This is a genomic window from Paenibacillus sp. PAMC 26794 (genome assembly GCF_000316035.1).
Lineage (GTDB): Bacteria > Bacillota > Bacilli > Paenibacillales > Paenibacillaceae > Paenibacillus.
This window is the reverse complement of the sequence record NZ_ANHX01000004.1, coordinates 172,349-185,329: the sequence shown is the minus strand read 5'-3', so window position 1 is coordinate 185,329 and position 12,981 is coordinate 172,349. Positions and strand designations below refer to the sequence as shown.

At 46.4% G+C, this 12,981-nt stretch carries 12 protein-coding genes; all 12 read right to left on the bottom strand.

Annotation, left to right across the window (positions count from 1 at the left end; translation table 11 throughout):
- Positions 1-55 precede the first annotated feature (55 nt).
- Positions 56-1,195 (bottom strand): RNA polymerase sigma factor RpoD, encoded by a 1,140-nt coding sequence (gene rpoD / locus D829_RS0102490; protein ID WP_017687256.1) that lies wholly within the window; start codon positions 1,193-1,195, stop codon positions 56-58.
- Positions 1,196-1,238: 43 nt separating this feature from the next.
- Positions 1,239-3,059 (bottom strand): DNA primase, encoded by a 1,821-nt coding sequence (gene dnaG / locus D829_RS0102485; protein ID WP_017687255.1) that lies wholly within the window; start codon positions 3,057-3,059, stop codon positions 1,239-1,241.
- A 47-nt stretch (positions 3,060-3,106) separates the two neighbouring features.
- Positions 3,107-3,595 (bottom strand): YaiI/YqxD family protein, encoded by a 489-nt coding sequence (locus tag D829_RS0102480; RefSeq protein ID WP_047843776.1) that lies wholly within the window; start codon positions 3,593-3,595, stop codon positions 3,107-3,109.
- Between the two features lie 208 nt (positions 3,596-3,803).
- Positions 3,804-5,879 carry a glycine--tRNA ligase subunit beta gene (glyS, locus tag D829_RS0102475; RefSeq protein ID WP_017687253.1) on the bottom strand — a complete coding sequence of 692 codons (2,076 nt, stop codon included), beginning with the start codon at positions 5,877-5,879 and terminating at the stop codon, positions 3,804-3,806.
- Positions 5,872-6,759 (bottom strand): glycine--tRNA ligase subunit alpha, encoded by an 888-nt coding sequence (glyQ, locus tag D829_RS0102470; RefSeq protein WP_017687252.1) that lies wholly within the window; start codon positions 6,757-6,759, stop codon positions 5,872-5,874. The genes glyS and glyQ overlap by 8 nt, the downstream gene beginning before the upstream one ends.
- Before the next feature lie 410 nt (positions 6,760-7,169).
- The gene (gene recO, locus D829_RS0102460; RefSeq protein WP_017687250.1) at positions 7,170-7,922 is read right to left on the bottom strand and encodes a DNA repair protein RecO; all 753 of its coding nucleotides are present in this window, start codon (positions 7,920-7,922) and stop codon (positions 7,170-7,172) included.
- A gap of 33 nt (positions 7,923-7,955) precedes the next feature.
- Complete coding sequence (locus D829_RS32760) at positions 7,956-8,096, bottom strand: YqzL family protein (RefSeq protein ID WP_017687249.1); 141 nt, start codon at positions 8,094-8,096, stop codon at positions 7,956-7,958.
- 104 nt (positions 8,097-8,200) lie between these two features.
- Complete coding sequence (era, locus tag D829_RS0102450) at positions 8,201-9,100, bottom strand: GTPase Era (protein WP_017687248.1); 900 nt, start codon at positions 9,098-9,100, stop codon at positions 8,201-8,203.
- A 37-nt stretch (positions 9,101-9,137) separates the two neighbouring features.
- A complete protein-coding gene (locus tag D829_RS0102445) occupies positions 9,138-9,551 on the bottom strand; it encodes a cytidine deaminase (protein WP_017687247.1) in 414 nt (137 codons plus the stop codon).
- Positions 9,552-9,814: 263 nt separating this feature from the next.
- Positions 9,815-10,186 (bottom strand): diacylglycerol kinase family protein, encoded by a 372-nt coding sequence (locus tag D829_RS0102440; RefSeq protein WP_017687246.1) that lies wholly within the window; start codon positions 10,184-10,186, stop codon positions 9,815-9,817.
- Positions 10,186-10,683, bottom strand: coding sequence for an rRNA maturation RNase YbeY (ybeY, locus tag D829_RS0102435; RefSeq protein WP_017687245.1), 498 nt, complete (start codon positions 10,681-10,683; stop codon positions 10,186-10,188). Before ybeY ends, D829_RS0102440 begins: the two co-directional genes overlap by 1 nt.
- 34 nt (positions 10,684-10,717) lie before the next feature.
- On the bottom strand, positions 10,718-12,967 hold the full coding sequence (locus D829_RS0102430; protein WP_017687244.1) for an HDIG domain-containing metalloprotein: 2,250 nt from the start codon (positions 12,965-12,967) through the stop codon (positions 10,718-10,720).
- Positions 12,968-12,981: the final 14 nt, after the last annotated feature.

Here is a 12,981-nt window from a genome sequence, read left to right as displayed (position 1 = left end):
TAAAGGAGACCCCGCCGCCGCTAAAGCGTCTTGCGGAAAGTCTCCCATAGTTCGATTATTCGAGGAAATCCTTGAGTCGTTTACTACGACTCGGGTGACGCAATTTACGAAGAGCCTTGGCTTCGATCTGACGAATACGCTCACGCGTAACACCAAATACCTTGCCGACTTCCTCCAGCGTTCTCGTCCGTCCATCGTCCAGACCAAAACGTAGACGAAGCACGTTCTCTTCACGTTCAGTCAGTGTATCCAATACATCTTCGAGCTGTTCTTTCAGCAACTCATACGCAGCAGCATCCGCCGGAGCAAGTGCTTCCTGATCCTCAATGAAGTCACCCAGATGGGAATCATCTTCCTCACCAATCGGTGTTTCCAGAGAAACCGGTTCCTGTGCAATCTTCGTAATTTCACGAACTTTCTCTACACTCAGATCCATCTCAGCAGCGATTTCTTCTGGTGTCGGTTCACGCCCAAGTTCCTGCAACAGCTGACGGGATACCCGGATCAGCTTATTAATCGTCTCCACCATGTGCACAGGAATACGAATGGTACGCGCCTGGTCAGCAATAGCACGAGTGATTGCTTGGCGAATCCACCATGTAGCATACGTACTGAACTTGTATCCTTTTTTGTGGTCGAACTTCTCAACCGCTTTGATCAGACCCATATTACCTTCCTGAATCAAATCAAGGAACAACATTCCACGTCCAACGTAGCGCTTGGCGATACTGACAACGAGCCGTAGGTTCGCTTCAGCCAGACGACGCTTGGCTTCTTCATCCCCGTTTTCAATCCGTTTAGCCAGTTGTACTTCGTCATCTGCCGACAACAATGGCACACGACCAATTTCCTTGAGATACATACGGACAGGGTCATTGATTTTGATACCTGGCGGCAAGCTCAGATCATCATCAAAGTGGAATTCGTCCTCTCCCTCTCTGGTGTTGTTCTCGGAATCTTCACTAGGACGAAGTGTAACCTCTTCATTATTTTCATTTACCACATCGATACCCAGATCGCTCAGTTGCTCATAGAACTCATCCATTTGCTCTGCATCCTGCTCAAAAGGAGAGAGTTTTTCTATAATTTCCTTGTAATTCAGCGAAGCTCTTTTCTTACCTGATTCAATCAATTGATCTTTAACCTGATCCAGTGTCAATTCTGTTTCTAGTTCAGTATGCTGATCATTCGCCATAATTCGACTCCCTCCTCCCTAGAAACATCCAATCATCAGACGTTCACTGTCTCTCTAGGGCAATCATTTCAATTGCAATTTGTGCCGCGCGTACAGAATCACCTGCCCGCTCTGCAGCAATCATTTCTTCTTTTTTCAAATCGTACTCTTTTTTACGCGGATGCTTCAGCACTTCCCTGATGCAATCGTCGAGCATTTGAATACTCCAGTCACCCGGACCATCCATCATCGAGATTGAACTGACCGTCTTTTCAAGGCGGTCGTCATGCAGTGAAGACATAAAACGGCTTGTATCCGACGGTTTGCCTTGCGCATAGTAGGCATATAGATAAGCAGCAATAGCTGCATGATCATCCAAGTTAAAAGCTTCACCAAGATGCTCATTCACGTACTGGGCAGCCTCATCATCCTGCAACATCCAGGCAATCAGTTTGCGTTCGGCAGCGTGATAAGCCGGCAACAGATTGGGTGTAGGCACCTGCCTATTTTGTTGCCTACCATTATTCCACCTTCTCGGGTTATTATCCCCATACTGGAGGTTATTTTTCATTGCCTCCCGTTCTTCATTACACTCCTGCTTCAATGTTTCGAACGATACGTCCACTTCTGCAGCCAGTTCACGAAGATACACTTCCCTTTCTGTTGGAGAAGGTAAGGGTGCAATCAACTTTACTGCTTCTTTCGAATAGGCGATTTGTCCGCCACCCTCTAGCAGTATATGGCTTTTTTTTAAGTTTATAAGTTTAAATTTTGTAGTTGTCACGGCACCGTCCACAATCTGGTTTCGGAACCGTTCACCACCATGCTTCCGGATAAAATCATCCGGGTCAAGTCCCTCGGGAATGAGAGCCACTTTGACCTGCAATCCAGCTTCCTCAAGAATAGGGAAGTTTTTGAGTGCAGCAGCCTGTCCTGCTCTGTCGCCGTCATAACATATGATGACTTCGTCGCACATCCCTTTGAGCATCAGTGCCTGATTCTCGGTTAACGCAGTGCCCATCGCCGCTACACCATTCTGGATATCCTGATCCCATGCGGAGATGACATCACCATATCCCTCGAACAAAATGGCTTGTCTTTGTTTGCGAATTGCATTTTTGGCATGATGCAGATTATAGAGAACACGGCTTTTGTTAAATAACCGGGTTTCCGGTGAATTTAGATACTTCGGTTGCCCATCTCCCAATATGCGTCCTGCAAATGCAATCGGCTTACCGCTCCTGCCATTGATCGGGAACATAATCCGGTCTCGGAATCGGTCCACATATCCCTGACCTTCATTTCGTGGTGACAGAAGTCCACCCTTTTCCATCTCTTCGAGCGGATAGTTACGTTTCTCAAGAAATTGTACCAGTGTGTCCCAACGATTTGGTGCGAAACCAATCTGGAACTGGTCGATCAACTTGTCGCCAAAACCTCTTGAGCGTAAATACTCCATGGCTGACTTGCCGTGCTCTGTATTTTTCAACAAAAAATGATACAGCTTCGCGGTAAGCTCATAAGCCTCCAACAGACGTTCAGTCTCCGGATTCACATGAGCAGATTCACGCCCTTGCCAGTCCCCCATAGAGATGTGACTTTCTTCCGCCATCGTCTTGACAGCCTCGGGAAAGGATAACCCTTCGATTTCCATCCTGAATTTGATGGCATTTCCACCCGTGCCGCAACCGTAGCAGTAGAAAATTTGTTTCTCAGGTGTAACGGTGAACGAAGGCGTCTTCTCGGAATGAAAAGGACAGAGGCCTTTCATATACTTCCCCTGTTTGGTCAGATGCACAAATCGGCTCACCGTATCGACAATATCATTCTGCTGTAACACCGATTCAATAATACTTTCGGGTATACCGCCTTGTCCGGTACTCATCTCTGGCCACCTTCATCTCTTCAACACGTAAATATAATTCGATAAACTTACACATTCTCCTGCAAATCTTTTAAAAGTTTTGTCAGTTTATGTTGAAACATTTCTCGATCCTGCTCTGTGAAAGGCTTTGGGCCTTTCCCGTAATGGCCTCTTTTTCGTGCTTTGGCCGCAGTATGACGAGAATCCAACATGAAATCAATGTCACGATCGTTGAACTCACGACCACGAAAGGACAAAACATAACAACGTTTGCCAAGCGCAAGTGCCGCAAGTCCATAGTCCTGAGTGATAACCACATCATATGGCTTAATATGATTAGCAATATACAGGTCTGCGCTCTGATCACTGCGATCCACTTGCACGGTTCGTACCCCTTCTCCTCCTTGGAGCAAATGATCAAATGAAGAGACTAACAGTACAGGGATGTTGAAAAGGCGAGCGGTTTGCGCAATCTCGGTTTTGACCGGGCAAGCATCACCATCCACAACAATGTGACGTATATTTAACTCACTCAAACCCAGACCACCCGGTTTCATAAAATAGCTGCATATTGTAATATACGACCCCGGCCAGGCAAAATCCTTCTGGCACAACAAGGGAAATCAACGGCTAAAATACGGAGCGGTTGTAAAAAATACATTTCACAACCCGTTCCGTATATTTATACCCTCATGTATCCTTCTTTAATACTGAATTTTAGCTTTGCGCCAAGTCTGTTGAAAAGGACTTATGAAATACACACAATTACCAAACCAACTTGGAAAAATCAGCAAATCCTTTTAAGTCACGATCAATAGCCGCGAGCAAGGCAAGTCGATTCGCCCGAACAGCTTCATCTTCAGCCATAACCATGACCGAATCGAAGAATGAGGTAATACCATCTTTCCAGGCAGATGCAATAGCCAGTGCTTCAGTAGCGTGATGCTGAGTCAACGCCTGACGATATTCTGCATTCGTTTTGCTCCATGCCTCATGAAGCTGACGTTCTCCATCTTCTGTGAACAGTTCTGGATGTACGGAAGCATTGGATGCTTTGGCAGCCAGATTACCTACACGGTTGAACGATTCAACCGTTGTTTTGAATGCGTCTCCTGTCAGAACAGCCGCCATCAACGCTTCACCTTTTGGTACCACAGCGCTGATATCATCGAATCCGGAAGAAATTACGGCATCCACTACGTCGTAGCGAACCGTTTCGGACAACAATTTTTTCACACGAAGACCAAAGAAGTCTTGCAGATCTTTACGAACCTCTTCATCTGCACGTTTCAACAGGTTCATCTGGGCATGTACTTGAAGTGCTACTCCGAACACGTCTGACAATGTCAGCGGAAGCTTGTGATCCAGCAAAATCTGTACAATCCCTGCAGCCTGACGGCGCAGCGCATACGGATCCTGCGAACCCGTTGGAATAATGTTGATGGAGAAACAACCCACGATTGTATCCATTTTGTCCGCAGCACTCACAATGGCACCAACAAGAGAAGCAGGGGATTGATCTCCAGCGAAACGTGGCTGATAGTGTTCAAATACCGCTTTGGCCACTTCTTCTTTTTCGCCAGCTTTACGAGCGTAATCCTCACCCATCACACCTTGCAGTTCCGGGAATTCTCCCACCATCAGTGTCACCAGATCGAATTTGCAGATATCTGCTGAGCGGCTAACGGATTCAGCAACATCACCGGATACTTGCAGTTTGGCAGCAAGTCCATCGGCAATCTTGCGAATACGACGCACTTTATCTCCAACCGTTCCCAATTCTTCCTGGAAGACGATACTTTCCAGCTTCGACAATGCATCCTTAATCTGAAGTTTCTGATCTTCCTCATAGAAGAACTTGGCATCAGACAGACGTGCACGCAGAACTTTTTCATTCCCTCTGGCAATAACGTCCAGTGAATCACTTCCACCGTTACGTACCGTCACGAAGAATGGCAACAATTGTCCTTCATTGTCCAGTACAGGGAAATAACGCTGATGCTCACGCATGGAAGTAATCAATACTTCTTGTGGAATATTCAAAAATGAAGAGTCAAATGTCCCGAACAATACCGTCGGTGTTTCCACCAGGAACAATACTTCCTCCAGCAAGTCTTCCTTAATCGCAATATCCCATTTTTTCTCGGCAGCCAATGCTTGAATCTGGGATACAATCATCTGTTCACGTTCCTTGATATCTGCAATGACATGTTCGGAACGTAGCAATTCCACGTAAGAAGACGGATTGGAGATCACGGCCTCCTTGCCGAGGAAACGATGTCCGCGAGTTACATTGCCAGACTTGACGCCTGCCACTTCAAGATCAATGACTTCACTGCCAAGCATAGCCACCATCCAGCGGATTGGACGTACAAATTTGAAATCATAGGAAGCCCAACGCATGAATTTCGGGAACGTCATGGCATGAAGTACAGAGAGCAACCCTTCGCCAATAACAGAAGCCGTTTCCACACCTTTGCTGCTCTTCGTAGCATAGATATATTCGACACCGTTCAATTCCTTGAACGTGAACTGGTCTGGTTCAACACCTTGACTGCGGGCAAATCCAAGTGCAGCTTTGCTCCAGTTGCCACTGTCATCTAGGGCAATTTTGCGTGAAGGACCTTTCACTTCTTCCTCTATATCTTCCTGCTTCTCGGCCACTTTCTGAATCAAAACAGCCAGTCGGCGCGGTGTAGCATACGCATTCACTTCACCATAAGCAATGCGGGATGCATCAAGCCATTTCACGACACGTTCTTGCAGCTGTGCGATCGCTGCGCGCATAAAGCGTGCAGGTACTTCTTCCAGGCCGATTTCAAACAACAGATCCTTAGACATGCTCGGCTCCCCCTTTCTTGATCAGCGGGAAGCCTAGCTTCTCACGCTCTTCCATATATGTTGCAGCGACTTGGCGAGCCAGATTACGGACACGTGTGATGTAACCCGTACGTTCCGTTACACTGATGGCTCCACGTGCATCCAACAGGTTGAACGTGTGGGAACATTTCAGCACATAGTCATATGCCGGGAATACCAGATGCTGCGCCATGGCCTTGTTTGCTTCTTCTTCATGCATGTTGAAGAGTGTAAACAGCATTTTGACATCAGATACTTCAAACGTATATTTAGAGTGTTCGAATTCTGGCTGACGGAATACATCACCATAAGTGATACCTTCCACCCATTCCAGATCAAACACATTCTCTTTATCTTGAATGTAAGAAGCCAAACGCTCCATACCATACGTAATTTCAACAGCTACCGGATTTGTCTCAATTCCACCAACCTGTTGGAAATACGTAAATTGCGTGATTTCCATTCCGTCCAACCATACTTCCCAACCAAGACCTGCACAACCAAGGGAAGGATTCTCCCAATTATCTTCAACAAACCGAATATCATGTTTGAGCGGATCAATGCCCAGACGCTTTAGACTTTCCAGGTAAATTTCCTGAATATTGTCCGGAGAAGGCTTGATGATTACCTGGAACTGATGATGCTGGTACAGCCGGTTAGGGTTCTCACCATAACGTCCGTCCGAAGGACGACGGGAAGGCTCCACATAGGCCACTTTCCAAGGTTCGGGTCCAAGCGAGCGTAAAAAGGTCATCGGGTTCATCGTACCTGCCCCTTTTTCCGTATCGTATGGCTGGACAATAATACAGTTATGCTCGGCCCAGAATTGTTGCAGCGTTAGAATCATCTGCTGAAAATTCATAATCATGCTCCTTTTCAATGGTTTGTTAGCAAGCTTAGGACGGCGCAGACAACAATAAATAGCCCCCGTCCTACGCCTGTTGTACAGACGTAGGGACGAGAGCTATTCCCGCGGTTCCACCCTACTTGGCTTAGATCAAACAAGATGATCCTGTTCGTTCCCGCCCACTTTTCCGTGTCCATTCATGCTCCCGAGTGCCGTTTCAAAAACCGATTCAGCCAGGCTCCCACCATCCCCGGCTCGCTCATTCATGATTCCCAAGTGTTATACAACGACTTGTCTCCATAAATGCAATAAATCCAGTCTTTTACTTTCTCGTTCAATGCATGTCTCATAAAGAGAAATTATAACTCATAATATATAAGATTTAGTATGAAGTCAAGATATAGTTTCACTTCCACCAAAACGCCTCAAATCCCGTACTTCTCCATCTGATCGAGGAAAGAACGGGATTTAAGATTCAGACCGAGCTGATGATCCATAAAAGCACGCATCAACTTTTTGATCTCATCACGGGTAGATTCACTCACTGATATATTCCCCAGGCGCTGCAGATCCAACTGTGCGAACAAACGCAACAACTTCAGAGCCTTTGGACTAACTGACATCGCTGGAGGATCAAAATGTTTGCATGCTCGACACAAGACGCCACCAAGTCTGGGACTTATAAACAACTGCTCATCTGGTCGCTCCTGGTTGCAGGAGATACACTCATCGAACTGTGGACCATATCCGGATGCCTGTAATATTTTCATTTCGTACAGACTTGTAATAACAACCGGATCTTTCTCTTCCTTCAACGCCTGCAAACACGCCTTTAACTGTTTGAACCAAAATGTACCTGTCTCTTCATCCTGAAGCACCCGATCCAATAGTTCACACGCATAAGAGGCATATGAGGCCTTCACCAAATCTTCACGCAACTCATGATAAGATTCAATAATTTCTCCAGCGTTCAGTGTGCCTAGACCTGTATTGCGAAAATATACATATTGACCATACGTAAACGGCTGCACCAGTGCAGCATGTCGGCTCTTGGGCTTTTTGGCACCGCGGACGAGTACCCCTACTTTCCCGCCGCTTTCGGTGCAAAGCGTAATGATTTTGTTCCCTTCGCCGTAGTCCATGCTGCGGATGACAATGCCTTCCACCCTGTATAGCATGCCTCGTCACCTAACCATTCCCGAATCAGCCAGTTATCCTTCGACTTCTTCATCTTCAATCACTTCGCTTGCATTATCCGACTCCTGTCCTAACGAGTTACACGCCTCGGTATATAACAAATAGGACTCCACATCCCCCGTCATCGCAAAAACCTTCCACGAAAAATCTCGCATCGGAATTTCATCCTCTCTTCGGAAATGACGTCTGCATCTACCAAATAGGATGGAGTCTTGCAAGGTAAACTATGTGTTGCAATTACTGGATACAACTTGGATTATTAGTCGCGCCCGAAGCCAAGATCACGCAGAACTCGATCCTGATTTCTCCAGTCCTTTTTCACTTTGACCCACAGATCCATGAAAATTTTGGAGCCAAGCAAGTTTTGAATGTCATGTCGAGCTCGTTTACCCACTTCTTTCAGAAGGGCACCCTGCTTCCCGATAATGATCCCTTTTTGCGAATCCCGTTCCACAAATATGACAGCTGAGATATAAACGACACCGTTATCTTGCACTTTCATATCTTCGATCGTTACAGCAATGGAGTGAGGCACTTCTTCACGAGTCATTTGCAAAATTTTCTCACGAATCAACTCGGCACATACAAACTGCTCCGGATGGTCAGTAACCTGGTCATCAGGATAGTACTGTGGACCTTCAGGCAAATACTTGCCGAGCTGTTCCAGTAATGTGCTGACATTATTGCCATGCTTGGCAGACACAGGGACAATTTCAGCGAAATCGTGTAATTTGCGATACTCTTCAATAAGTGGTAACAGCGCTTCCGGCTCAATTTTGTCAATTTTGTTCATGACGAGAATGACAGGCGTACGGATATTTTTCAGCTGTTCCGCAATATAGCGGTCACCACCACCCATACCTTCGGAAGCATCAATCAAGAATAAGGCTGCTTCTACTTCACTCAGTGTGTTCAAAGCGGTCTGGTTCATATAATCGCCTAATTTGGACTGACGTTTATGAATCCCTGGTGTATCCAGAAAAACGATCTGTTGATTGTCCGATGTATATACACCGTGAATTTTATTACGGGTTGTTTGCGGCTTGTCCGACATAATTGCAATTTTCTGTCCGATGACTTGGTTCATCAAAGTGGATTTACCAACGTTAGGACGTCCGATAATGGCTACAAAACCGGATTTGAATTTTTGTTTTTTCATATGTTCCTCCTCAGGCGCCTAGGCCTGGAATATCGGTTTATTTTTTGGCAGAATTCAGATCAGAAGGCCCAAAAGCCCAAGGTAACAGTTCAGCAACGGTGGTCTCTTGCAGATCACCTTTCAAGTTCCCCAAGATGACCTTCATATCGGGTTCACACAGTTCGTACATGACCTGACGACATACGCCACATGGGGCAATCGGACCATCCGTGTCTCCCACAATGGCAATCGCTTTGAAGCTTCGAGGCTTCTGCCCACCTGCAATGGCACTGAACATCGCCGTACGCTCAGCACAATTACCTGGTGTATACGCAGCATTCTCAATATTACAACCATGATGCACATGACCTTCACTGTCAAGCAAAGCCGCGCCAACACCAAAATGGGAGTAAGGCGTATACGCCTTCGTACGTGCCTTAATTGCTTCTTGCATTAACAAACCGTTATCCATCATTATTCTCTCCCTTAGGGTGCAATATAAAATCAAACTAGTGCATTTACACTGGACACTCCGCTGTCAGAACAACCTTCCGAGCGCTGTTATCCCCAGATTTTTTTGATCCCTTTTAATTAAGGGGAACTCCGGGGATAAAGGCGCACACTCCGTTTCTTCAGGTTTTTTCTGACCTCTCCGTTATCGTGTTTGCATCAAGTAAATTTATATTAGTGTGTAGTATTAAAATCAAATCAAAACGAATCAAAGTTAATACAAAATCAGTACAAACCTAGCCAGCTCATCACCGGCTTAATAAAAACGATACAACCGATGATGACGGCGAATACCGCAGCCAGCAGAACTGCCCCGGCCGCGGTATCCTTCGCCGCTTTTGCCAGCGGATGGATATGGGGATGTGCCAAATCAACTGCTGCCTCTACAGCCGTGTTCATCAATTCAGTCACCAGGACCAAAAAGACAGCGGTCAGCACAAACATCCAATCCGTTCTTGAGATTCTGAAAAAAAAGCCGGCTACACACATCAAAATAGCCACTCCCGTGTGAACTCTCACATTACGCTGAGTCCGCAACCCATATGCGATTCCTTCCGCAGCATTGCGGAATACCAGACCCCAGGAGCGTCTTTTCATTATCGTGTCAACCCGGCCTGGGCCAATACCGCTTCTTGTTTGCCCATCATTTCAGCCTCACTAGCTTCATCCTGATGGTCGTATCCGAGCAGGTGCAAGAAACCATGGACAAACAGAAAACCAAGCTCACGTTCAAATGAGTGTCCATACTCCTCACTTTGCAGGATGGTCCGTGGTACGGAAATGATAATGTCTCCAAGAACATCCGGCATTTCTTCCATTTCTTCATCTTCGTCCAGCTCATAGATAATATCGAGTTCTTCATCCACCGTTTCGTTCATTGCAAAAGACAATACATCCGTAGGACGGTCAATACCGCGATAATCACGGTTCAACTCATGGATCTGCTCATCGTTCACAAAAGTCAGAGCCACTTCCCCGTCTGCTACATCTTCCGCTTCTCCGGCAAGATTCAGCAGCTGTTCCAGCATTGCAATCATCGGTTCTGTAATTTCTTTATCCTGTTGTTCATTATTCCATGCCAGGTTAAGACTCATTCTTTCATAACTCCTGTCTACTAATATTATTGAATTAGCCTGCTTCGGGTGAAGTCGGCTTTGGTTTCTTAATCTCCTCCGGATATTCTATCCTGGAGTGGAAGATACCCATCACCGTTTCCTTCAATGTTCTGGCGACGATATCCAGTTCACGCATCGTAAGGTCACAATCATTGAATTGATGATCGTCCAATCGTCCTTTTATAATCTTCTCAATCATGGACTCCACTTGCTCCACTGTCGGTTTGCGCAAAGATCTCACAGCAGCCTCCACACTATCGGCAATGCCAACAATAGCCGATTCCTTGGACTGAGCCTTCGGCCCAGGGTAACGGAAATCTTCTTCCGTGAAATCAGGCTCAACGCCTGCTTCTTCAGCCTGGCGCAATGCTTTGTGATAGAAATAGTGGAGAAATGTTGTGCCGTGATGCTGTTCCGCAATATCCCGAATAGGTCTGGGCAGCTTGTAGTCCTTCTGCATTTCCACACCATCGCGCGCATGGGCAACGATAATGGACTTGCTCAGTTTCGGATCAATTGAATCATGCGGATTCTCCATATTGTTCTGATTCTCAATAAAATAGATGGGGCGCTTCGTCTTGCCAATATCATGATAATACGAACCGACTCGGCAGAGCAATCCGTTAGCTCCTATGGCTTCTGCTGCAGCTTCGGACAGATTCCCTACCATAACGCTGTGATGATAGGTACCCGGTGTCTCCGTGAGCAACTTGCGTAGAAGCGGATGGTTCGGATTAGACAGTTCCACCAGTTTGAGCGCTGACAAAATGCCAAATGAAGTTTCGAAAAATGGCATCAGCCCAATGACCAGTATGGCAGTTAATACGCCACCCGCAAATGCAAATCCAATGCCATACAGTGTCGTGGTTCGGTTCCAATCTCCCGAGTCAATCAAAGCCAGGGTGAAGACGGCTATGGACCCGAACAGGCAGACCATAATGGCCCCTTTCAGGATCGTCGATCGCTGGCTAGCCCGATGCGTTGCGAAGATCGCAACAAACGAAACTACCACGGCGAAGAACCCTAGTTCGAAGTCAAAAAGCTGACCCTGATGCGTGTTCAAAATGATGCTGGACAACATACCGATCAAGATCGAACATACAAAGGCGAGCGACGTATCCAGCAACAACGCGATTAACATTGCCCCTACCGCAACAGGTGCAAGGAAGCCCACGTATGACGTCTCATTGGTCTGAATAATCGCCGTCACGTGCATAACTACAATCGTAATAATAAAAATAAGAACAAGCATCAACAGCTGCGCATTATTATATTTAAAATGCGTTCCGCTGCATTGCTGAATATACATCAGAATTGCTGCCGACAACAGACAGGAGAACATAAGAAGTCCAAGCTGCGGCCAGTAGTTCACTTCATTTTTCAGCAAATCATTTTCATCCAGCAAAGTATACATCTCCGGGGTGATCATCTCACCTTTGGCAACTAATGTGTCCCCTTGCTTGATAAAGACGGTTTGCGTGTTCTCACGCGCCTGAACTTTCGCTTCCTTGGTTCCCTCTTCATCGTAGAAGCGGTTAGCGGTCACTACGAGGCGAGCAAGCTCTTGCACGACCTCACGTTGCGTACGCTTACTAAGAGAACTGACACTCACCATCTCAGCTACTTTGGCACGGGCAGTGGTTGCGTCGCTGATCTGATCCGTCATTAACCGGGCAACAATATCCCTCGCAACTGGTTTCATCTCCTGGATATCATCTGATGTCAGACGTGAGATTTTGATGTAGGTTTCTTCGGGAATACGGTAGCTTTGCTCCTGTACCACATTTCTGATCTCTTCCAAAAGAGTCTCGGAGTATGTACCGGCTTTCCGATTATTATTGATATAGTTGGTCACAAAATCCTTCTGGCGCTGCGGAATTTCATCCCGATAAATATCAATCTTGTCCTGACTTGAAATCTGATCATCCTGATTTAATCGATCTACACGATCAAGCAGGGTAGTCATCAAATTTTCGTTGCGCAACTGGACAATCTGAAATATCGGCTGTACCCGTTCAGCAGCTTCTTCCTGTGCTTTGAGTGTGGCCTTGTTATTCGGAATCTGCATGGGCGCAGCAATGTCTACTTCACTCCGTGTCCCTTCCTGAATATCATAGCGCTCAGGGAGCAGCTTGGAAGCCAGACTCACGTAGAAAAGAATCACCAGAAACAAAAACAGAAGATAGCGTGCCCACACGCTATACTTCCATCCTGTAGCCTTATTCTGAAAAGATTTGCCTTTTGACGGTTCCTTCGAGGTCACTTTAGACAATCCCT